The organism is Plantactinospora alkalitolerans, from assembly GCF_015690345.1.
Lineage (GTDB): Bacteria > Actinomycetota > Actinomycetes > Mycobacteriales > Micromonosporaceae > Plantactinospora > Plantactinospora alkalitolerans.
The window spans coordinates 1-21,091 of record NZ_JADPUN010000100.1; the positions used below are offsets into that span (position 1 = coordinate 1).

A 21,091-nucleotide genomic window follows, 5' to 3' on the forward strand; every position below is an offset into this window, starting at 1 on the left:
GCGTCAGATGGGTATAAGAGACAGTCCCGACGGTGTCGTCCGTCCCGACGGTCCGGCTCGCCCGGCCGTGCGGCCGGAGGGTCCGGTCCGGCCCGACGGTCCCGGACGCCCCGAGGGCGCGGGCCGGTCCGGTGCCGCGCCCGGGCGTAACGAGCCGGTCGTCGGCGTGCTGCCGGACCGGCCGCTGGGCGCCGAGGAGCCCGGTCCGGCGTCGGCCGCGGTGGAACCGGTGCGGGGGGCGCGGGCCGAAATCCGCCGTCAGCTTCGGGAGCAACGGCGGCTGAAGACCATCGCGCTGCTGCTGGCGAGCCTGCTGGTGCTGGGCGCCCTGCCGATGTACTTCGGTCTCCGGGCCGCCACCCGTGATCCGGTGTTCAACTCCCTCGACGCGCTCGCGGTGCCGGCCTGGGCGGCGACCGACACCGTCGACGGGGTGAGCGGTAGCCGGTGGTGCTTCATCGAGTGCCGGTTCCGGGAGCGGACCGTCACCTCCGAACGGAAGTGGGAGGAGACGGCGCAGGCGTACGAGACCGCGCTGGGTAGCGAGGGTTGGCGGCCATGGAAGGTGGCGTTCTGCCCCGAGCAGCAGGTGGAGGGGCACTACACGTGCTGGCGTCGGGACGAGCTGACGCTCGACCTGTGGGTGCGGCAACCCGCCTGCCAGCCCCCCGTGGCGGGTCAGCCCGCTCCCGGTGCGACGCCCGACGCGACCGCCCGGGACGCCGAGAACTGCGAGGGATCGCTGGTCTCGATCAAGGTCCGGAACGCCATCGCGGACGAACGGACCGGTCCCCAGCCGCGCACTGATCCGTCGCTCACCGGCGAGGACCCCGATCCGCTGCTCACCGGCGACCCGCTCGGTGGGCTGACGCCCACACCGACCCCGTCGTGAGGCCGGTTGTCGTCACCGACGGTAGGGTTGGATGTTGGTACTTCGGCGGGTGACCCGGGTCTGCCGCCGGTCGGCGGCGCCGGGCGTCCCGGTGAGACGGTCGCGTGATTCGAGACGGTGCATAGAGGAGGACACGGGTGGACGCTGGAGAGATCGGCCAGATCGCCGCGCTCGTCGCGGCCGGGGCATTCCTGATGCTGGTGCTGGTGCTGACCAGGCCCATCTGGAAACTGGGTAGCACCGTGGACGCGGCGACCCGGGCGATCAACGACCTCAACGACCGTACCGCGCCACTGTTGGGCAACATGAACGTCACGGTGGAGAACGTGAACACGGCGCTGGGACAGGTGCACACCTCGCTGGACGGGGTGAACATCCAACTCGCCAAGATCGATACGATGACCGGCCACGCCCAGAACGTCACCGCCAACGTCGCCAACCTGGCCACCGTGGTCTCCGCCGCCGCGGCGAACCCCCTGGTCAAGGTGGCGGCGTTCGGATATGGCGTCCGTAAGGCCGCCTCGGCGCGCCGGCACGCCGAGCAGGAGCGCGAGGTCCGTACCACCCTCAAGCAGCAGCGCCGGGCCAGCCGACGCGGCGAGCGCTGAACCCGCCGCGTCCGACAACCGGTGGTACGAGGAAGGATGAGGCCATGAAGCGACTGCTCTGGTTGGGCATCGGGCTCGCCGTAGGTGCGTTGGTCGTCCGCAAGCTGACCCGCACGGCACAGGCGTACACCCCGGGCGGCATCGCCAGTTCGCTGACGGAGTCCGCCGGTGGTCTGGTCCAGGCGATGCGGGAGTTCGCCGACGACGTCCGCGACGGCATGGCCGAACGTGAGCAGCAGATCCACGAGGCGTTCGCCGAGGGCGTGCAGTTCGACGACCAGTTCGCCGAACTGCGCGAGGACCCCCGGATCGGCGACCGCGAGTTGTTTCCGGAGGAAGGCACCAGATGAAAACGGCGGAAGTCAAGCGGCGCTACCTGTCGCACTTCGAGGCCAACGGGCACACCGTGGTCCCGTCCGCTCCGCTGCCGGCGATCGACGACCCGAACCTGCTGTTCGTCAACGCCGGCATGGTGCAGTTCGTGCCGTACTTCCTCGGGCAGCAGACGCCGCCGTACCGGCGGGCGGTGTCGGTGCAGAAGTGCATCCGTACGCCGGACATCGACGAGGTGGGGAAGACCTCCCGGCACGGGACGTTCTTCCAGATGAACGGCAACTTCTCGTTCGGTGACTACTTCAAGGACGGCGCGATCTCGCTGGCCTGGGACCTGGTCACCAAGCCGGTGGCCGAGGGCGGTTTCGGGTTGGATCCGGAGCGGATCTGGCCGACGGTCTACCTCGACGACGACGAGGCCGAGGCGATCTGGCGGAAGATCGGGGTGCCGGCGGAGCGGATCGTCCGGCGGGGCAAGGCGGACAACTTCTGGTCGATGGGGATCCCGGGGCCGTGCGGCCCGTGTTCGGAGATCTACTACGACCGCGGCCCGGCGTACGGCGCCGAGGGTGGTCCGGCGGTCGACGAGGACCGGTACCTGGAGTTCTGGAACCTGGTCTTCATGCAGTTCGAGCGGGGTCCGGGCACGGACAAGGAGAACTTCCCGATCCTGGGTGACCTGCCGGCGCAGAACATCGACACCGGCATGGGTCTGGAGCGGATGGCGTCGATCCTGCAGGGGGTCGACAACCTGTACGAGATCGACGAGGTGCGGCCGATCCTGGACCGGGCGGCCGAGCTGACCGGGAAGCGGTACGGGGCGCACTCCGGGCACGCGGCGAGCGAGTCGCATCCGGACGACGTACGGCTGCGGGTGGTCGCCGACCACGTCCGGACCGCGTTGATGCTGATCGGTGACGGGGTGACTCCGGCGAACGAGGGCCGGGGTTACGTGCTGCGCCGGATCATGCGGCGGGCGATCCGGGCGGTACGGCTGCTGGGCTGGCAGGACCGGGCGTTGCCGGAGTTGCTGCCGGTGGCCCGGGACTGCATGTCGCCGTCGTACCCGGAGCTGGCGACGGAGTTCGAGCGGATCTCGTCGTACGCGTACGCGGAGGAGGACGCCTTCCTCTCCACGCTGCGGGCCGGTACCACGATCCTGGACACGGCGATCGCGCAGACCCGGTCGTCGGGCGGTGCCCGGCTCTCCGGGGCGAAGGCGTTCCAGTTGCACGACACGTACGGCTTCCCGATCGACCTGACCCTGGAGATCGCGGCCGAGCAGGGGCTACAGGTCGACCAGGACGGGTTCCGCCGGTTGATGGCCGACCAGCGGGCCCGGGCCAAGGCCGACGCGCAGGCCCGGAAGACCGGGCACGTGGACCTGTCCGCGTACCGGACCGTGCTGGATGCCGGCGGGCCGGTGCAGTTCACCGGGTACACCGAGGTGTCCCGGGAGTCGTCGGTGCGGGCGCTGCTCGGCGCCGGTGGTGGCCCGGTCGAGGTGGCCGGCGAGGGCGAGACCGTCGAGCTGGTGCTGGACGCGACCCCGTTCTACGCCGAGGGTGGTGGTCAGCAGCCCGACATCGGCCTGATCACGGTCGGTGGCGGGCAGGTCGAGGTGCTCGACGTCCAGCAGCCGGTGCCGGGCCTGATCGTGCACCGGGCCCGGGTGGTACGCGGCGAGGTACGCACCGGCGAGGCCGGGCTGGCCGAGATCGACGTGACCCGGCGTCGGGCGATCTCCCGGTCGCACACCGCCACGCATCTCGTGCACCAGACGATGCGGAACTTCCTCGGCGAGTCGGCGACCCAGGCCGGTTCGCTGAACGCCCCGGGTCGGCTGCGGTTCGACTTCAACACCGCGACCGGGGTGTCGCCGAGCGTGTTGACCGACGTCGAGCAGCAGATCAACGAGGTGCTCCTCGCCGACCTGGAGGTGCACGCCTTCATCACCTCGCAGGAGGAGGCCCGCCGGATCGGCGCGATGGCGCTGTTCGGCGAGAAGTACGGCGAGGAGGTCCGGGTCGTCGAGGTCGGTGACTACGCCCGCGAGCTGTGCGGCGGTACCCACGTCGCCCGGTCCGCGCAACTCGGCCTGGTCAAGATCCTCTCCGAGTCGTCGATCGGCTCCGGGGTACGCCGGGTCGAGGCGCTGGTTGGCCTGGACGCGTTCCAGTTCCTGGCCAAGGAACACCTGCTGGTGTCCCGGCTGGCCGAGCTGTACCGGGTGCCGGGCGACCAGGTGGCCGACCGGGTCGAGCAGACCATCGCCCAGTTGCGGGACGCCGAGCGCGAGCTGGAGAAGATGCGGGCGCAGTTGGTGCTCGGCGGTGCGGCGGCGCTCGCCGGTCAGGCTCGGGACGTACGGGGCGTCGCCTTCGTCGGTACCGAGGCGCCGGAGGGCGCGGCTGGCAACGACGTCCGTACCCTCGCGCAGGAGATTCGCGGCAAGATCGACCAGGCTCGCCCGGCGGTGGTCGCGGTGGCCGCCCGGTCCGGTGGCAAGGCGTCGCTCGTGGTCGCGGTCAACGCGGCGGCGAAGAACCGGGGGGTCTCGGCGGCCGCGCTGGTCAAGGGTGCGCTCTCCGGGCGGGGTGGCGGCAACGCCGACCTGGCCCAGGGTGGCGGCCTGCCGGCCGGCGAGGCGCCGAGCCTGCTGGCCGCGGTCGAGAAGGCGCTCGCCGAGGCGTGAGTTCCCGCTCTGGTTGCTCCCCGGCGGGCCGTTGTGATTGGATCTCCAGCCACGACGGCTCGCCGGTCGGCCCGACCCTGGCCGTGACCTGGTTGAGCGGAGGATGTGGATGACCGGACCTGCCCGTGGCGTGCGGCTCGGCGTGGACGTCGGCCAGGTGCGGGTGGGCGTGGCGGTCTCCGACCCGGATGGGATCCTCGCCACCCCGCTGGTCACGCTGGCCCGAGACCTCAAAACCGGTATTGATGGGGTTCCTACCGATATCTCGGAAATTGCACGGCTTGTCGAACTGCATGAGGTGGTCACGGTCGTGGTCGGTCTGCCGGTGACACTCGCCGGTGGAAACGGTCCCGCGGCACAGCACGCGACGGCGTACGCCCAGCGGGTCGCGGCGGCGGTAGCTCCCGTGCCGGTGGATCTGGTGGATGAGAGGATGTCGACCGTCGTGGCTTCTCGTAGGCTGGCCGAGCGGGGCGTCCGAGGACGACGCCAACGGGCGGTGGTCGATCAGGCGGCCGCGGTGGAGATTCTGCAGAGCTGGCTGGACAGGCAGCGGAGGCGGACGGGATGATCGACGACTTGGAGCTCGCGTTCGACGAGCGTGCGGAGAAGGGACGGCACCGCCGCGGCGCGCAGCGCAAGCTGAACAACAAGAAGAAGAAAAAGCGTGGTGGACGCGGCAGGACGATCACCGCACTGCTGATGGCGTTCGTGCTGCTCGGCGTGCTGGGTGGGGTCGGCTGGTACGGCTTCGACCGGATCTCGGGCTACTTCGTCACCCCGGACTACGACGGCGGCGGCACCGGCGAGGCCCAGATCCAGATCGAGGAGGGCCAGAGCATCGCCGAGATCGCCAACACCCTCGTCGCAGCCGGTGTGGTGAAGAGCACGAAGGCCTTCATCGAGGCGGCTCAGGCGAACTCGCGCAGCCAGAACATCCAGCCGGGCGTGTACAAGGTCCGCAAGGAGATGAACGCCGAGGCGGCGCTGGGCCTGCTGCTGGATCTGAAGAACAAGATCGTGAACGGCCTCCTCATCCCCGAGGGCGCCACCTCGACGCAGATCTACAAGCTGCTGTCGAAGGAGACGAAGCTCCCGGTCAAGGACTTCCAGGAAGCCGCGAAGGACCTGAAGGGGCTGGGCATCGCGGACTTCTGGTTCAAGCGCGACGACCGTCAGGCGGCCAAGAAGTCGATCGAGGGCTTCCTGTTCCCGGACACCTACGAGCTGCCGCCGAACGCGACCGCGGAGCAGATCCTCAAGCTGATGGTGGATCGGTTCATGGCCGTGGCCAAGGACCTCGACTTCGTCGACCGGGTGCAGAAGGAGCGCGAGATCAGCCCGTACGAGGCGCTGATCGTGGCGTCCCTGGCCCAGGCCGAGGCCGGGAAGACGGCCGACCTCGGCAAGGTCGCCCGGGTGGCCTACAACCGCATCTACTCGGAGAACCACTACTGCAAGAACGGAAACGGGCTGACCGGCTGCCTCGAGTTCGACGTCGGAGTCAACTACTACTGGGAGTTGACCGGCAAGAAGACCAAGCGGTCCGGACAGATGACCGACGCCGAGCTCTTCGACAAGAACAACCCGTACCGGATGCACGGCAAGGCCGGGTTGCCACCGGGACCGATCAACAGTCCGGGTCAGAAGGCCCTGGAGGGCGCGATGAACCCGCCCAAGGGGACCTGGCTGTTCTTCGTGGCGGTCGACAAGGACGGCACCACCAAGTTCGCGACCACCAACGAGGAACACGAACGGAACATCCAGGAGGCCCGAGAGAACGGCGTGCTCTGAGGTGACCCGGACACGTCGGGCGGCGGTGCTCGGCAAGCCCATCGCGCACTCGCTCTCCCCGGTGATCCACAACGCCGGTTACGCGGCGGCCGGGTTGACCGGCTGGTCGTACTCCGCGATCGAATGTGCCGAGGTCGAGCTGCCCGAGCGGGTGGCCGACCTCGGCCCGGAGTGGGCCGGGCTGTCCCTCACCATGCCGCTCAAGGAGGTGGCGCTCGCGGTGGCCACCGAGGTCTCCCCGGTCGCCGCCGCGATCGGCGCCGCGAACACCCTGGTACGTCGTCCGGACGGCTCCTGGGCCGCCGACAACACCGACGTTCCCGGCATGGTCGACGTGCTGACCGGAGCGGGGGTGCCGGAAGGGGCCGAGATGCTGCTGCTCGGCGCCGGTGGCACGGCGCGGGCCGCGCTGGCCGCCGCTTTCGCGCTGAAGACCAGCCGGGTCACCTGCCTGGTACGGCGACGTACGGCCGGCGAGGAACTGGCCCGGCTGGCCGACCGGCTCGGCGTGCGCTTCGAGATCCGGGACTGGGCCGATCCGGGTGATCCGGCTCGGGCCGACCTGGTGATCTCCACCGTGCCGAGGGGCGCGGCCGACGGTTTCGCCGGGGCGGCCGGGTCCTGGCGTCCCGAGACCGTGGTCTTCGACGTCGTGTACGACCCGTGGCCGACCCCGCTCGCGGCGGAAGCCGCGGCGGCCGGCTGCCGGATCGTCTCCGGCCTCGACCTGCTGCTGGCCCAGGCCGTCGGGCAGTTCGAGCAGTTCACCGGTGTTGCCGCCCCGGTGCCGGCGATGCGATCCGCGCTGGCGGCGGCTCGGGGAGCGCGCTGAGTCGTCGGGCGCCTCGCCGACCAGGAGGGCGGTGAGCGGCGGTCCGCCGGGCGTTCCGCGCCGCGCGCCGGAGCGCCGGCCCTGGCCCGTCGAGGGCACCCGATCGGCGGCCGCGCAGCCCGCCGGAGGGACGCCGTCCGCAGAGCGGGACGGTCCGGGCGGTGCGGACCGGCGGGCACGGTCCGTGCCAAACTTGACCGGCGGTCGGCCCGGCCGCGGCGAGGAGAGGGTTTGTCGTGTTGCGCTGGTTGACCGCTGGAGAGTCCCATGGTCCCGCCCTCGTCGCGCTGCTCGAAGGGCTGCCGGCCGGCGTCGAGGTGACCAGCGACGAGATCGTCCGCGAGTTGGGTCGTCGGCGGCTCGGTTACGGCCGCGGTGCCCGGATGGCCTTCGAGCGGGACGAGGTCGAGATCATCGGTGGTCTCCGGCACGGTGTCACCCTGGGCAGTCCGTTCGCGGTCCGGGTGGGCAACTCCGAATGGCCGAAGTGGCGCACGGTGATGTCCGCCGATCCGGTGGACCCGACGGAACTGGCTGGCCAGGCCCGTAACGCGCCGCTGACCCGCCCCCGTCCGGGGCACGCCGACCTGGCCGGGATGCAGAAGTACGGCCACACCGACGCGCGGCCGATCCTGGAGCGGGCCAGTGCCCGGGAGACCGCGGCCCGGGTCGCGGTCGGCACCGTGGCCCGCGCGCTGCTCCGACAGGCGTTCGGCATCGAGATCGTCTCGCACGTCGTGGAACTCGGTCCGGTGGCCGCGAAGCCGGGTCTCCAGCCGCGTCCGGAGGACGCCGACCGGATCGACGCCGACCCGTTGCGCTGCCTGGATCCGGAGGCCAGTGCCCGGATGGTCGCCGAGGTGGACGCCGCGAAGTCGGATGCCGACACGCTCGGCGGAATCGTCGAGGTCCTCGCCTACGGCGTACCGCCGGGCCTGGGCAGCCACGTCCAGTGGGACCGCAAGCTCGATGCCCGACTCGCCGCCGCGCTGATGTCCATCCAGGCGATCAAGGGAGTGGAGATCGGCGACGCCTGGCAACAGGCCCGGTCCCGGGGCTCGGTGGCGCACGACGAGATCGTCCCCACCGCCACCGGCGTACGCCGGGTCACCGACCGGGCCGGCGGCCTGGAGGGCGGGATCAGTACGGGCGAGCCGCTGCGGGTACGCGCCGCGATGAAGCCGATCTCCTCGCTGAACCGCGCACTGTCCACGGTGGACGTGACGACCGGGGAGGCGGCGACCGCGATCAACCAGCGTTCCGACGTCTGCGCGGTGCCGGCCGCCGCAATCGTCGCCGAGACGATGGTCGGGCTGGTGCTGGCCGAGGCGGCGATGGAGAAGTTCGGCGGCGACTCGGTTCCCGAGATCCGCCGCAACCTGGCCGGCTACCTGGACAACCTGGTGATCCGCTGATGGCGCCGGTGTGTGTGCTGGTGGGTGTGATGGGCGCGGGAAAGACCAGCACCGGACTGCTGGTCGCCAGCGGCCTCGGAGTCGGCTTCCGGGACACCGACAGTGACGTCGAGGCGCTGGCCGGCAAGCCGATTCCGGAGATCTTCGTCGACGACGGCGAGGAACACTTCCGTACCCTGGAACGGGCCGCCGTGGCCGAGGCGCTGGCGTCCCACGACGGGGTGCTGGCGCTCGGCGGCGGCGCCATCCTGGCCGAGGAGAACCGGGCCGCGCTGGCCGGACACCGCGTCATCTACCTGTCGGTGGAGCTGACGGACGCGGTCAGGCGGGTCGGCCTGGGCGCCGGCCGCCCGCTGCTCGCGATCAACCCCCGGGCCACCCTGAAACACCTGCTCGACCAGCGGCGCCCGCTCTACACCGAGGTGGCCGGCCAGACCGTCGTCACCGACGGCCGGACCCCGGAGCAGGTCGCCGAGGAGATCCTGGCTGGACTCGCCGACGACCGCGTCGGCCGCCCGGCCGGTCCGCCCGCGGGTTGACCGGCCGGGGCACGCCAACCGGTCCGCCCGCGGGTCGACCGGCCGGGGCACGCCAACCGGTCAGCGTGGGACGTCGGCCGGGACCTTCCGGCCGATCCGGTCCAGCAGCTCGGTCAGGCCCTTCGGCTCGCTGAACATCGGCCAGTGCCCGGTCGGCAGGCCGTAGAGGTCGGCGCCGGTCAGCCCGGCGAAGAACGGGTTACCCTCCTCGATCATCCGCCGCACCAGCTCGACCGGGAAGGTGCAGGCGATCAGCGCGGTCGGGACCGTGCCGCCGCCGGACAGTCGTACCGGGCGGGTGGCGCTACCCAGCGGTTGCCCGGTGGCACGCCTCCGGAGCAGGTCCAGGAACTCGTCGTCCAGCCCGGCGAGGTTGGTCGGATCCTCGGTCGGATCCCAGGCCGGTGGCGGCACCAGGTGGCCGTCGCCGATCAACGCCCGGAGCCGTTCCTGCTCCTGTGGCGGGTGGGTGTCGAACTGCGCCACGCCGTCCGGCAGCGGCCCGCTGTCCAGGTAGACCACCCGAGCCAGCCGTTCGGGAATCCGGTCCGCCGCCTGCTCGACGGGCATCCCGCCGCCGGAGTGCCCGACCAGCACCACCTCGCGGAGGTCCTCCGTTTCGATCAACCGGACGATGTCGGTGGTGTGGGTGTCGAGGTCGACGTCGGGGCCGGCGAGGTGGGCCCGCTCGGCCAGTCCGGTCAGGGTCAGCGGGTGCACGTCGTGCCCGGCCGCCCGCAGCCCGTCGGTCACCTCGCGCCAGGCCCACGCGCCGAGCCAGAAACCGGGGACGAGAACGAACGTGGCCATCTGGATCTCCTTCGATCTGCTGTTGTGCCTCGAACGGTAGAGTCGAATCCGGACGTGTTCCGCCCGGATTTGGAGTGTGACCCGTGGCACATCCGGCCGCTCGGGTGCTCGGCATGCTGGAACTGCTCCAGAGCCATCACCGGCTCACCGGTCCCGAACTCGCCGCCCGGCTCGACGTCGACCAGCGGACCGTCCGCCGGTACGCCGACACCCTCGTCGAACTCGGCATCCCGGTGCTCGCCGCCCGCGGCCGGTACGGCGGATACCGGTTGCGCCCCGGCTACAAACTGCCGCCGCTGATGCTGACCGACGACGAGGCGGTCGCCGTGCTGCTCGGGCTGGTCGCCGCCGAGCACCTGGGCCTCGGTACCGCCGCACCCGCCACCGACCTCGCCCAGGCCAAGATCCGCCGGGTGCTGCCCACGTCCCTCGCCGAACGGCTGGACGCCGTCCAGGAGACCCTCGGACTCAGCCTGCGACGCCGGGCGGACACGCCGAGGCCAGCCACCGCAACCCTGCTCGCACTGGGGGCGGCCACCCGTTCCCGGCACCGGGTCAGCATCGGTTACCGCTCCTGGGGCGGCGAGGCGTCCCAGCGCGACCTCGACCCGTACGGGCTGGTGTTCCACTCCGGCCGCTGGTACGTCACCGGCCACGACCACCTACGCGGCCAGATCCGTACCTTCCGACTCGACCGGATCGGCTCGGTCGACGTCGGCACCGCGACGTTCTCGGTGCCGGACGGGTTCGATCCGGTCGGACACGTAACCCGGTCGCTGGCCGGGGTGGCGTACCGGTGGGAGGTGGAGGTGCTGCTGGAGGCCGATCTGGAGCAGGCCCGGCGCCGGGTGCCGCCGAGCGTGGCCGAGCTGACCGCCACCGACGACGGCATCCTGCTGCGGACCAGGGCCGAGGACCTGACCGGGATGGCCCAGATGCTCGCCGGCCTGGGTTGGCCGTTCACCGTCGTACGCCCCGACGAACTGCGCGCCGCCGTCGGCGCGTACGCCGCCCTGCTCGCCGGCTACGCCGAGCGGTCGCCGGGGCCGGTCATTCCCGCCTGATCCGCACGTTCGGCCCGACGAGTTCGGCGTTGACGGTCGCCTGCTCACGGTCCAGATGCACCACCAGTCTCAGACCGGGCCACTGAGCCAGCGGTGCGAGGTCGACCGGCGTGTCGACGGCCGTCAGCGTCAGAGTCCTGAGGTGGGGAAGCGCCGTCAACGCCGTGAGGTCGACCGTCGGCTGCTGGCCGAGGGTGAGCAGGACGAGATCCGGCAGCGCGGCCAGCGTGCCGAAGTCCAGACGCGGCGTCCGGTAGAGATAGAGGGACCGCAGCTCGGGCAGGCCGACCAGCGGTGTCAGGTCGTCGATCCAGTCGCAGGCGTTGAAGAACATCCCGCCGACCTGAGGCGTTACGTCGACGAGCCCGGCAAGGCCCCCGGGAACGGTCTGGACGTCCAGCAGTCCGAAGACTGACAGGTTCTTGCAGTCCCGCAACCTCTCGTACTGAACGTCCTGGCACCTGTTGAGATAGAGATACTGCAAGCTGGGCAGCTCGACGACCGGCGTCAGGTCGACCCCGGCGGCGGTGATCGACAGCCATGACAGGTCGACCAACGCGGCCAGGGGGGTGAGGTCGGTGAACCGGTTGTCGAAGGGTACGAGTTGGAGCGAGCGCAACGCGGCCAACCGGCTCACCGCGGTCAGTTGACTCTGGTCCAGTTCGCAGGTCGGAGTGGCCCACATCATCAGACTCCGAAGATCCTCGCATGCGGCCAGCGTCGCCAGATGGCCGTGCCAGCCATTCTGCAGAAAGACCTCCGTCAGCGTGGGGACCTGGGTCAGGCACTCCAGAGCCACCGGCTCGGCGAGGTTCACCGAGATGGACCGTGCCTGGGCGAGTCGGCGGGCGGCGGGCAGCAGACCGGCCCGCCGGATCTCGATAGCGCCGTTGTCCAGCGGCGCGTCGCCGAGCACCCGGTCGACGTACTCGTCGGGGTCGAAGTACTCCCACGCCTGGGCCAGCTCGCGTTGTACCGCCCGACGCGGGTCGGCGGCGTACCGGCTCAGCACGTCCAGCGCGCGTGGGCCGTTGACCAGCGCGGCGGTCCGTACCGTCGCGGCGGCGCGCCCCTCGGAGAGGCCGGCCAGTCCGGTCGGAAGCTGGTCGAGCAGCGATTCCCCGACGGCGGCCAGCGAGCGTACCTCGGCCCTGCCGCGCGGCGGCAGTAGTCGGGCGAGTGCGGTGCGGAGTCGGGTCAGCAGCTCGGGCGGGTCCAGTCCGGGCAGGGTCTCCAGACAGGCGGCGGCGAGCAGGGTGAGGGTGCGCTGGTGCCGTGGCTCGCGACCAGCCCGGTCCAGGACGCACTTGATCAACTCGCTGCGGAGTGGCAGGTTGGCGTGCCCGGCGGTCATCACGACCACCTCCCGCCAGCTGTCCAGATGGGCCTGCCCGACCAGGAATCCGATGTGGCCCTGTTCGGCGATCTCCCGGGCCGTCAGGTACTCCTGGAAGGTGCGGTGCACGAAGTCGATCCGCCCCGGCACCGGGGACCGGACCACGCCGCTGCGCTGCACGAGGTGGTCCAGCACGGCCTCGGGGGCGGCGTCCAGCCGGGGCATGCCGGCGAGCCGCTGGCCCAGTCCGGCCGCAGCCTCGGTGGCCGGCAGTTCCGAGCGGGTGTTGATGGAGAGCCGCCAGGCGACATCCTGGAGCAGTTGCAGTCGATCCCGGGCGGTCAACCCGGGCAGCGCCACCGGCACGCCCCGCTCGGTGTCCCGCCGGTCGAGCAGCATGTCCACCGTCGCCTGGTAGATACCCATCCGATCGGGCGGCAGGTGGGTGTCGCGGTCCAGGTTCAGCGCGCAGAGCATGGCGCAGAGCAGCGGGCTGGCCGCGAGCTGCTGCAGGTGCGGGCTGCCGTCGAGCCGAGCCAGCAGAGCGCTCTCGTACCGGGGCAACTCCTCGGCCGGGCAGGGCAGCGAGCCGGCGTCCCGGGTTGCCTCGTGCCAGTGCCGGACCAGGGCCCGGACGTCCGGCGGCGTCATCCGTTCCAGGGCGGCCGAGCCGAAACCCTCGCCGTCGAGCCACCGGGCCGCTGCGGCGGCCGGCCGGGACGTGACCACGACCCGCTGCCCGGGGTACGCCCCGAGCAGGTCCCGTAGCCAGGATCGGACGTTCCGTCGCTCGTCGTCGGGCAGTTCGTCGACCCCGTCGACCAGCAGCATGACCCGGCCGGCGGCGAACTGCCGGTGCACCCAGCCGGCCGGCATCAGCGCGACGATCGGGTCGGCGACCCCGGTCAGGAACTGTTCCGGCCGGGGGAGTGACCGACCCGCGTGGCTGCGCAACTTGACCAGGAACGGCACCCGACCGTTCCAGTCCGCCAGCGCCCCGGTGAAGCCGCTCCGGGCGGCGGTGACGGCGAGCCAGCGCAGCAGTGTGCTCTTGCCCGCCCCGGCCTCGCCCCGGACGAGGGTGCGGCCGCGTTCTCCGAGCGCCTGCTCCACCCGTACCGAGGCGGCCTGGGTCAACTGGGCGTGCCGCAACGCTCCGGGGTCCCACCGCACCGGGTGGCGCCGGGCGGTCCGCCGATCGGCGGTGACCGCCAGGCTGATGTACGCGACGCTGAGCGTCGTACGGGGCCGGAACCGCCGCACGTCGACGCCGAACAGTTCGAGGTCGTCCAGTTTGTCGGCGACCCGGGTCAGGTACCGCCGGAGGAACTCCTCGTCCTGGTCGACGCCGGCCGGCGTGTCGGAGGTGTTGACCGGCAGCCGGTCCAGTACCTGTCGGACCTGGTCGGCGAGCCCGTCGAGCCGGCCGGCCAGTCCGGTGGTCCGGGCCAGCAGTTCCACCTCGGCACGGGCGGAGAACGGCGTGACCTGGGTGACGAGCTGCACCAGGCATCGGCAGCAGTCGTCGAGAGCCACGTCGTAGAGCCGCCGGGCGTCGGCGGAAAGGCCGGCCCGATCCGCCCGGTCGGGATCGGCGGCGCGGAGTGCGCCGGCGAGGCGTGCCGGATCGACGTCGGCACCGAAGACGGCGTCGTCGGAGAGGTCGGTCTCGGTGAACGTGTCGGCGACGGCGGCCAGCGCGGCGTTCGTCTCGGGCGCGGTCAGCCCGGCGAACCGGGTCGCGATCAGCGGCTGAAGTCGGGCGGCGACCTCGTCGACGACGGCCTCGATCTCGCGTTCCGCCCGGCGGCGGGAGAACTCGTCGGTGATCCTCTGATGCAGCAGTTCCGTCAGTGGCGCCGCCCGCTCCCGGCGTTCCCGCCGACCGCGCAGCCAGCACGTCGCGGCCGGTACCACCACCGCCCGGCCGAGCTGGAGCAATCCTGCTTCGACACCACTCACCCGAGCCTCCGTCAACCGAGGAGATCGTCACTGGTCGAACGGTTCGTACGGTATCGGTCGTGGGCACGCCGGGGCACTGCCTGCCGGGCCGGGCCACTACGCTCTGACCCGATGGACGACTTGGACCTGACCCGCATCCCGGTCGGTGGCGACCGACCGTACGACGTACTCGTCGGGCGTGGGCTGCTGGCCGCGCTGCCGCCGCTGCTTGACGGTGCCGAGCGCGTCGCCGTGCTGCACGCCCCACCCCTGGCGGCGCAGGCCGACGACCTGGCCGAGCGGCTGGGTGCCGCCGGGATCCGGCCGTTGACCGTGGCGGTTCCGGACGCCGAGGCCGGCAAGAGCATCGAGGTCGCCGCGAGCTGCTGGGACCGGCTCGGCGCGGCGGGGTTCACCCGGACCGACGCGGTGGTCGGGGTGGGCGGCGGTGCCGTCACCGACGTCGCCGGCTTCGTGGCCGCCTGCTGGTTGCGCGGGGTGCGGTGGGTGCCCGTGTCGACCTCGCTGCTCGGCATGGTCGACGCGGCGGTCGGTGGCAAGACCGGAGTCAACACCGCGGCCGGAAAGAACCTGGTGGGGGCCTTCCATCCACCCGCGGGCGTGCTCTGCGACCTGGCGATGCTGGACTCGCTGCCGCCGGTCGACCTGGTGGCCGGCCTCGCCGAGGTGGTGAAGTGCGGCTTCATCGCCGACCCGGTGATCCTCGATCTGATCGAGGCGGAGCCGGCGGCGGCCGTCGATCCGACCGGTCCGGTGGTCCGGGAGCTGGTCGAACGGGCCATCCGGGTCAAGGCGGACGTCGTCTCCGGAGATCTGCGCGAGGCCGGGCAGCGGGAGATCCTCAACTACGGGCACACCCTCGGGCATGCGATCGAGAAGGCGGAGGGTTACCGCTGGCGGCACGGGCACGCGATCTCGGTCGGCCTGGTCTACGCCGCCGGGCTGGCCCGCCGGGTCGGCCGGCTGGACGAGGCGACGGCGGCCCGGCACCGGGCGTTGCTGGCGACGCTGGGGCTGCCGACCTCGTACCGGGCGGACGCCTGGCCGGAGCTGCTGGCGGCGATGCGGGTGGACAAGAAGACCCGGGGCAACCGGCTGCGCTTCGTGGTGTTGGACGGGCTGGCCCGGACCGGCGTCCTCGAGGGCCCGGACGACGATCTGCTCCGCGACGCGTACGCGGAGGTGGCGCGATGACCGGGTCCGACGGGCCGAGGGTGTACGTGCTCAACGGGCCGAACCTGGGCCGCCTCGGCACCCGGCAGGTCGACGTGTACGGCGTGACCAGCTACGCCGACCTGGTCCAGATGTGTCGGGCCGTCGGTCGAGAGTGGGAGCTGGACGTCGAGGTGCGGCAGACCGACGCCGAGTCGGAGATGCTCGGCTGGCTGCACGCGGCGGCGGACGAGGGCGCGGCGGTGGTGCTGAATCCCGGCGCCTGGTCGCACTACTCGTACGCGGTCCGGGACGCCTGCGCCCTGCTGCGCGGTCCGCTGGTCGAGGTGCACATCTCCAACATCCACGCCCGGGAGGAGTTCCGGCACCACTCGGTGGTCTCCGCGGTGGCCACCGGAGTGATCTGTGGCCTCGGGGTCGACGGCTACCGGCTGGCCCTGATCCACCTGGCGCAGAAGCTGACCGGGACGCCTGAGAATCAGAGAAGAACCGAGACAAGATCAACTGGACGCTCCTTGTAGACTTGCCGGATCTCCGTCCGCCTAATTGAAGATCAAGGCAGGAAATGGCCACCACCAACGACCTCAAGAACGGTCTGGTTCTCAACCTCGACGGCGAACTGTGGGCCGTCGTGGAGTTCCAGCACGTCAAGCCCGGCAAGGGCGGTGCGTTCGTGCGCACCACGCTGAAGAACGTGCTGTCCGGCAAATCCGTCGACAAGACGTTCAACGCGGGTACCAAGGTCGACACGGCCACCGTCGACAAGCGCACGATGCAGTATCTGTACGCCGACGGCGAGGACTACGTCTTCATGGATCTGGAGACGTACGACCAGATTCCGGTCCCCGGCGGCACGGTTGGCGAGGCGGCCAACTACCTGCTGCCCGAGGCGGAGGCGATCGTCGCCACCCACGAGGGTGTGCCGCTCTACGTCGAGCTGCCGACCAGCGTGGTGCTGGAGATCACCTACACCGAGCCGGGTCTGCAGGGCGACCGGTCGACCGGCGGCAACAAGCCGGCGACGGTCGAGACCGGCGCGACGGTCCAGGTGCCGCTCTTCATCACCACCGGTGAGAAGATCAAGGTCGACACCCGCGACGGCCGCTATCTCGGCCGCGCCTGATGGCGGAGGGCCCCAAACAGCAGATGCCCGCCCGCCGCAAGGCGCGGAAGCGGGCCCTGGACGTTCTCTACGAGGCGGACATGCGGGCCCGCCCTCCGGTCGAGGTGCTGGCCGGTTATCTGCAACGGTTGGAGCAGCCGCGTCCGGAACACCTCGGGTACGCGATCGGCCTCATCGAGGGCGTGGCGGCGAACCAGGCGCGGATCGACGAGTTGATCGACAGTTACGCCGAGGGCTGGACCCTCGACCGGATGCCGGCGGTCGACCGTAACCTGGCCCGGGTCGCCATCTACGAGCTGCTCTACGTCGACGAGATCGACGACGCGGTGGCGATCAGCGAGGCGGTCGAGTTGGCCCGGCAGATGTCGACCGACGACTCGCCACGGTTCCTCAACGGCATTCTGGGCCGGATCGCCGAGTACGCCACCCGGTAGGTTCGCCACCCGGTGAGTTCGGCGCCGTCGTTTCCGATCCCGTCGTCCGGTCTGCGGCCCTCCGTCCCGTGCCGTCCCGTCTGCGTGGCTGACGAGGCGCGGGCGCGGTAGCGGAGGGTCGCGGGCGGGCGTGCACCGGACAGTCCGCCGGATCGCGTGGGCCGGCCGCCGCCGGACCAGGGCTGGCCGCCGGACCAGGGCTGGCGGCGCGCGCCGCCTCAGCGGCCGCTGACGGGCCGGGGCGTATTGGATCTCCACACAGAGCACCCGACCTGCCCTTCGTGGGCTCTGGCGCGCTCTCGGGTGCCCTGACGCGTGCCTTCGGCCCGTCGGGAAGGCACAACGGGGCCCGTGCCAGCTCGGCACGGACCCCGGCAGTGAGGGGATCAGGACGCGAAGAGCGCCCGGGGGTCGGCGACGAGGACGCCGTGTTCGGTGAGCCGCTCGATCAGCCCGGAGGGTGACGAGTCGTAGACGATCGCGAGCGCCCGCAGGTCGTCCGCGCGAATCGACAGCACCCGCCCGTTGTAGTCACCCCGCTGCTGCTGGATGGCTCGGGCATAGCGAGCGACGTAGGCGAGGTCCTCGGACGCCTCGTCGTACAGCCGCTCAAGGTCGAGCACGATCTTGTTCGTCGGCTCGTGCCGGACACCGCTGCCGTCCGGCAGCAGCTCCGAGACGGGCACCCGGTAGAAGTCGGCGAGCTCGGCGAGACGTGACACCGTGACGGCGCGGTCCCCCCGCTCGTACGAGCCGACGACGACGGCTTTCCACCGCCCGTTTGACTTTTCCTCCACCCCCTGCAGGGACAAACCCTGCTGCTGACGGATAGAGCGCAGGCGCGCGCCCAACGACTTGGCGTATTCAGAGGGCATTCGGCACTCCCAGTGCTGGTCGGGGATCTCCCCAGCGATCGCTACGGAGCGTGACGGTACGGGGATTGCGACACGTGGTCAAGTGCTAGTTACCTACCTATTACAAAGATCGTGTTCTCGAGGGCGGTTTCGCCTCGCTGATTCGACGGTCAGTGACCCGCCACGGCCAGCCCCGTGGCCAGTGGTAACGTGACTAGAGCCCCGGCCCGCCGAGTCTGCTGGCGACCGCCGGAATCCGACGTCCTTTAACGACCCGTCCCGTGAGGCGGGGAAGGGGGTCCGCCGTGGCGTACCCGCAGGCTGCTCAACCGCCGCCGGTACCACCACCGTCCGTGAAGGTCATCCTGACCAGCGCCGAACTGGCCCGGGTGGTGGACCGGATCGCACACCAGATCCTCGAGAAGACCCAGGGCGCCGCCGGCACCGTGCTGCTCGGCATTCCCACCCGAGGAGCCCCGCTGGCCCGTCGGCTGGCGGCCCGGATCAACGCCTTCGAGGGCATCGACGTACCCGTGGGTGTGCTCGACATCACTCTCTACCGCGACGATCTCCGCCGCCACGCGGTACGGGCGATCGGGCCGACGGACGTGCCGGCCGAGGGGATCGACGGCAAGCGGGTGATCCTGGTCGACGACGTCCTCTTCTCCGGCCGAACCGTGCGGGCCGCCCTCGACGCGCTCAGCGACATCGGGCGGCCGAGTTCGGTGCAACTCGCCGTGCTGGTCGACCGGGGCCACCGCGAACTGCCGATCCGGGCCGACTACGTGGGGAAGAACATCCCGACGGCGCTCGCCGAGAGCGTCAGGGTGACGCTCGCCGAGACTGACGGCGCCGACGAGGTCAAACTGATCGGAGGGCCGGCGTAGTGCTCAAACACCTGCTCAGCGGGGCGGACCTGGATGCCGCCACCGCCACACTGATCCTGGACACCGCGGGCGAGATGGCCCGGCTGGCCGGTCGCGAGGTGAAGAAGCTGCCCGCGCTTCGCGGCCGTACGGTGGTCAACCTCTTCTACGAGGACTCCACCCGGACCCGGATCTCCTTCGAGGCGGCGGCCAAGCGGCTCTCCGCCGACGTGATCAACTTCTCGGCCAAGGGCTCCAGCGTCTCCAAGGGCGAGAGCCTGAAGGACACCGCGCTGACGTTGCAGGCGATGGGCGCCGACGCCGTGGTGATTCGCCACCCGGCCTCCGGAGCGCCGCACACGCTCGCCAACTGGATCGACGGGTCGGTGCTCAACGCCGGTGACGGGACCCACGAGCATCCGACGCAGGCGCTGCTCGACGCGTACACGATGCGGTCCCGGCTGGGTCGGGTCGCCGGACTGTCGGTCGCGGTGGTCGGCGACGTGCTGCACAGCCGGGTGGCCCGGTCGAACGTGCTGCTGCTGGCCACCCTCGGCGCCAAGGTGACCCTGGTCGGGCCGCCCACGCTGATCCCGGTCGACATCGGCACGGCCCTGGCCCCCGGCACCGAGGTGTCGTACGACCTCGACGCGGTGCTGCCCACCGCCGACGTGGTGATGATGCTTCGGGTGCAACGGGAGCGGATGGCCGACTCCTACTTTCCGTCCGCCCGGGAGTACGCCCGGCGGTACGGGCTGGACGGACCACGGATGAGACGCCTGCCGGACCACGCGATCGTCATGCATCCCGGACCGATGAACCGGGGGATGGAGATCGCGCCCGAGGTGGCCGACTCATCCCGGTCAACGATCGTCGAACAGGTCACCAACGGCGTTTCCGTCCGGATGGCCGTGCTGTACCTGCTGCTGGGGGGAATGGACCGATGAGCAAATCAACTGTCGGCGGTGACCAGGTCACGCCGACGTACCTGATCCGGGGTGCCCGGGTGGTCGGCGGCGGGCCGACCGACCTGCTGGTCGCCGGTGGCGTGGTGACGCGGGTCGGCTCCGGCCTGGACGCCCGGGGCGCGACGGTGGTCGACGCGGACGGGCTGGTCGCGCTGCCCGGCCTGGTCGACCTGCACACCCACCTGCGTGAGCCGGGCCGGGAGGATGCCGAGACGGTCGAGTCGGGCTCCCGCGCGGCGGCGTTGGGCGGCTACACCGCGGTCTGCGCGATGGCCAACACCTCGCCGGTAGCCGACACCGCCGGCGTGGTCGAGCAGGTGTGGCGGCTCGGCCGCGAGGCGGGCCTGGTCGACGTGCAGCCGATCGGCGCGGTCACCGTCGGGCTGGCCGGCGAGCGCCTGGCCGAACTGGGCGCGATGGCCGACTCCGCCGCCCGGGTCCGGATCTTCTCCGACGACGGGCACTGCGTGGCGGACCCCCGGCTGATGCGTCGGGCGCTGGAGTACGTCAAGGCGTTCGACGGGGTGATCGCCCAGCACGCCGAGGAGCCCCGGCTCACCGAGGGTGCCCAGATGCACGAGGGCGAGGTGTCGACCAGGCTGGGGCTGACCGGCTGGCCGGCGGTGGCCGAGGAGGCCATCATCGCCCGGGACGTGCTCCTCGCCGAGCACGTCGGCAGCCGGCTGCACGTCTGCCACCTCTCCACCGCAGGCAGCGTGGAAGTGCTCCGGCACGCCAAGGCGCGGGGCGTGCGGGTGACCGCCGAGGTGACCCCGCACCACCTGCTGCTCACCGACGAGATCGTGGGCGGCCGGCGGGAACTCGTCGGCCCCGCCCTCGCCGGCCCCACGTCCGGCGGTGCCGGGACCGTCGGAACCGGCTACGACCCGGTCTTCAAGGTCAACCCGCCGCTGCGGACCGCCGCCGACGCCGCCGCACTGCGGGAAGCCCTGATCGAGGGGATCATCGACGTCGTCGCCACCGACCACGCCCCGCACGCGCTGGAGGACAAGGAGTGCGAGTGGGCGTACGCCCGGCCGGGCATGCTCGGCCTGGAGACGGCGCTGTCGGTGCTGCTCTCCGTACTCGGCGAGCGGTGGGACCTGATCGCGGAGCGGATGTCCCGGACCCCGGCCCGGATCGCCGGGCTGGTCGAGCACGGGCGGGACCCGGCACCGGGCGTACCGGCCAACCTGACCCTGGTGGATCCGGCGGCCCGCCGCACGGTGGACCCCGGCGAGATGGCCAGCCGCAGCCGCAACACCCCGTACGCCGGAATGACCCTGCCCGGCCGGATCGTCGCGACCTTCCTGGCCGGCGAGCCGACGGTACTGGACGGAAAGGCGGTGCGGTGATGCGAGCGAGGAGTGAGCTTGCGAGCCCCGCGGTCCGG

Annotated in this window: 20 protein-coding genes; 17 read left to right on the forward strand and 3 right to left on the reverse strand. The window is 71.3% G+C overall.

Annotated features, from left to right (window positions below; translation table 11 throughout):
* Positions 1-220: 220 nt before the first annotated feature.
* From I0C86_RS08230 to I0C86_RS08270, 9 genes are all read left to right on the forward strand, one after another.
* On the forward strand, positions 221-892 hold the full coding sequence (locus I0C86_RS08230) for a hypothetical protein (protein ID WP_407676277.1): 672 nt from the start codon (positions 221-223) through the stop codon (positions 890-892).
* Positions 893-1,029: 137 nt separating this feature from the next.
* Entirely contained in the window at positions 1,030-1,500 is a 471-nt protein-coding gene (locus tag I0C86_RS08235; protein ID WP_196200617.1) for a DUF948 domain-containing protein, read from the forward strand.
* 44 nt (positions 1,501-1,544) lie between these two features.
* Entirely contained in the window at positions 1,545-1,850 is a 306-nt protein-coding gene (locus I0C86_RS08240) for a hypothetical protein (protein ID WP_196200618.1), read from the forward strand.
* Positions 1,847-4,528, forward strand: a complete 2,682-nt coding sequence (gene alaS, locus I0C86_RS08245; RefSeq protein ID WP_196200619.1) for an alanine--tRNA ligase — start codon at positions 1,847-1,849, stop codon at positions 4,526-4,528. The genes I0C86_RS08240 and alaS overlap by 4 nt, the downstream gene beginning before the upstream one ends.
* 109 nt (positions 4,529-4,637) lie before the next feature.
* The gene (ruvX, locus tag I0C86_RS08250) at positions 4,638-5,099 is read left to right on the forward strand and encodes a Holliday junction resolvase RuvX (protein WP_196200620.1); all 462 of its coding nucleotides are present in this window, start codon (positions 4,638-4,640) and stop codon (positions 5,097-5,099) included.
* Positions 5,096-6,322 (forward strand): endolytic transglycosylase MltG, encoded by a 1,227-nt coding sequence (gene mltG / locus I0C86_RS08255; protein WP_196200621.1) that lies wholly within the window; start codon positions 5,096-5,098, stop codon positions 6,320-6,322. Before ruvX ends, mltG begins: the two co-directional genes overlap by 4 nt.
* 1 nt (position 6,323) lies before the next feature.
* Positions 6,324-7,154, forward strand: coding sequence for a shikimate dehydrogenase (locus I0C86_RS08260; protein ID WP_196200622.1), 831 nt, complete (start codon positions 6,324-6,326; stop codon positions 7,152-7,154).
* A gap of 236 nt (positions 7,155-7,390) precedes the next feature.
* Positions 7,391-8,569 (forward strand): chorismate synthase, encoded by a 1,179-nt coding sequence (gene aroC / locus I0C86_RS08265; RefSeq protein ID WP_196200623.1) that lies wholly within the window; start codon positions 7,391-7,393, stop codon positions 8,567-8,569.
* Complete coding sequence (locus I0C86_RS08270) at positions 8,569-9,108, forward strand: shikimate kinase (RefSeq protein ID WP_196200624.1); 540 nt, start codon at positions 8,569-8,571, stop codon at positions 9,106-9,108. Before aroC ends, I0C86_RS08270 begins: the two co-directional genes overlap by 1 nt.
* Positions 9,109-9,168: 60 nt before the next feature.
* Here I0C86_RS08270 and I0C86_RS08275 read toward each other — a convergent pair whose 3' ends face one another.
* Positions 9,169-9,918 carry an alpha/beta fold hydrolase gene (locus I0C86_RS08275; RefSeq protein ID WP_196200625.1) on the reverse strand — a complete coding sequence of 250 codons (750 nt, stop codon included), beginning with the start codon at positions 9,916-9,918 and terminating at the stop codon, positions 9,169-9,171.
* Positions 9,919-10,001: 83 nt separating this feature from the next.
* Between I0C86_RS08275 and I0C86_RS08280 the strand changes: the two genes are divergently transcribed.
* Positions 10,002-10,982 carry a helix-turn-helix transcriptional regulator gene (locus tag I0C86_RS08280; protein WP_196200626.1) on the forward strand — a complete coding sequence of 327 codons (981 nt, stop codon included), beginning with the start codon at positions 10,002-10,004 and terminating at the stop codon, positions 10,980-10,982.
* Here the strand turns inward: I0C86_RS08280 and I0C86_RS08285 are convergent.
* A complete protein-coding gene (locus tag I0C86_RS08285; protein WP_323373532.1) occupies positions 10,969-14,280 on the reverse strand; it encodes an NACHT domain-containing protein in 3,312 nt (1,103 codons plus the stop codon). The genes I0C86_RS08280 and I0C86_RS08285 overlap by 14 nt on opposite strands.
* Before the next feature lie 111 nt (positions 14,281-14,391).
* On the opposite strand from I0C86_RS08285, the gene aroB reads away from it, so the two are divergent.
* The 4 genes from aroB to nusB are packed head-to-tail and all read left to right on the forward strand — an operon-like array spanning position 14,392 to position 17,010.
* Complete coding sequence (gene aroB, locus I0C86_RS08290) at positions 14,392-15,474, forward strand: 3-dehydroquinate synthase (RefSeq protein ID WP_196200627.1); 1,083 nt, start codon at positions 14,392-14,394, stop codon at positions 15,472-15,474.
* Positions 15,471-15,974, forward strand: a complete 504-nt coding sequence (gene aroQ, locus I0C86_RS08295; RefSeq protein WP_196200628.1) for a type II 3-dehydroquinate dehydratase — start codon at positions 15,471-15,473, stop codon at positions 15,972-15,974. The genes aroB and aroQ overlap by 4 nt, the downstream gene beginning before the upstream one ends.
* 44 nt (positions 15,975-16,018) lie before the next feature.
* A complete protein-coding gene (efp, locus tag I0C86_RS08300; protein WP_196200629.1) occupies positions 16,019-16,576 on the forward strand; it encodes an elongation factor P in 558 nt (185 codons plus the stop codon).
* Between the two features lie 23 nt (positions 16,577-16,599).
* Positions 16,600-17,010 (forward strand): transcription antitermination factor NusB, encoded by a 411-nt coding sequence (nusB, locus tag I0C86_RS08305; protein ID WP_196200650.1) that lies wholly within the window; start codon positions 16,600-16,602, stop codon positions 17,008-17,010.
* A gap of 386 nt (positions 17,011-17,396) precedes the next feature.
* Here the strand turns inward: nusB and bldD are convergent, their stop codons facing one another.
* Complete coding sequence (bldD, locus tag I0C86_RS08310) at positions 17,397-17,885, reverse strand: transcriptional regulator BldD (protein ID WP_101366736.1); 489 nt, start codon at positions 17,883-17,885, stop codon at positions 17,397-17,399.
* Between the two features lie 284 nt (positions 17,886-18,169).
* Between bldD and pyrR the strand changes: the two genes are divergently transcribed.
* From pyrR to I0C86_RS08325, 3 genes are read left to right on the forward strand one after another with little or no spacing between them, the layout of a single operon-like run.
* The gene (gene pyrR, locus I0C86_RS08315; RefSeq protein ID WP_196200630.1) at positions 18,170-18,751 is read left to right on the forward strand and encodes a bifunctional pyr operon transcriptional regulator/uracil phosphoribosyltransferase PyrR; all 582 of its coding nucleotides are present in this window, start codon (positions 18,170-18,172) and stop codon (positions 18,749-18,751) included.
* On the forward strand, positions 18,751-19,677 hold the full coding sequence (locus tag I0C86_RS08320; RefSeq protein ID WP_196200631.1) for an aspartate carbamoyltransferase catalytic subunit: 927 nt from the start codon (positions 18,751-18,753) through the stop codon (positions 19,675-19,677). The genes pyrR and I0C86_RS08320 overlap by 1 nt, the downstream gene beginning before the upstream one ends.
* Positions 19,674-21,053, forward strand: coding sequence for a dihydroorotase (locus I0C86_RS08325; protein ID WP_196200632.1), 1,380 nt, complete (start codon positions 19,674-19,676; stop codon positions 21,051-21,053). Before I0C86_RS08320 ends, I0C86_RS08325 begins: the two co-directional genes overlap by 4 nt.
* Positions 21,054-21,091: the final 38 nt, after the last annotated feature.

Excerpts from the sequence above, each read along its gene's own strand:
- I0C86_RS08240 (WP_196200618.1), top strand. The coding sequence starts at position 1,545 with ATGAAGCGACTGCTCTGGTTGGGCATCGGGCTCGCCGTAGGTGCGTTG.
- alaS (WP_196200619.1), top strand. The coding sequence starts at position 1,847 with ATGAAAACGGCGGAAGTCAAGCGGCGCTACCTGTCGCACTTCGAGGCC.
- ruvX (WP_196200620.1), top strand. The coding sequence starts at position 4,638 with ATGACCGGACCTGCCCGTGGCGTGCGGCTCGGCGTGGACGTCGGCCAG.
- mltG (WP_196200621.1), top strand. The coding sequence starts at position 5,096 with ATGATCGACGACTTGGAGCTCGCGTTCGACGAGCGTGCGGAGAAGGGA.
- I0C86_RS08270 (WP_196200624.1), top strand. The coding sequence starts at position 8,569 with ATGGCGCCGGTGTGTGTGCTGGTGGGTGTGATGGGCGCGGGAAAGACC.
- I0C86_RS08275 (WP_196200625.1), bottom strand. The coding sequence starts at position 9,918 with ATGGCCACGTTCGTTCTCGTCCCCGGTTTCTGGCTCGGCGCGTGGGCC.
- aroB (WP_196200627.1), top strand. The coding sequence starts at position 14,392 with ATGGACGACTTGGACCTGACCCGCATCCCGGTCGGTGGCGACCGACCG.
- aroQ (WP_196200628.1), top strand. The coding sequence starts at position 15,471 with ATGACCGGGTCCGACGGGCCGAGGGTGTACGTGCTCAACGGGCCGAAC.
- efp (WP_196200629.1), top strand. The coding sequence starts at position 16,019 with ATGGCCACCACCAACGACCTCAAGAACGGTCTGGTTCTCAACCTCGAC.
- nusB (WP_196200650.1), top strand. The coding sequence starts at position 16,600 with ATGCCCGCCCGCCGCAAGGCGCGGAAGCGGGCCCTGGACGTTCTCTAC.
- bldD (WP_101366736.1), bottom strand. The coding sequence starts at position 17,885 with ATGCCCTCTGAATACGCCAAGTCGTTGGGCGCGCGCCTGCGCTCTATC.
- I0C86_RS08325 (WP_196200632.1), top strand. The coding sequence starts at position 19,674 with ATGAGCAAATCAACTGTCGGCGGTGACCAGGTCACGCCGACGTACCTG.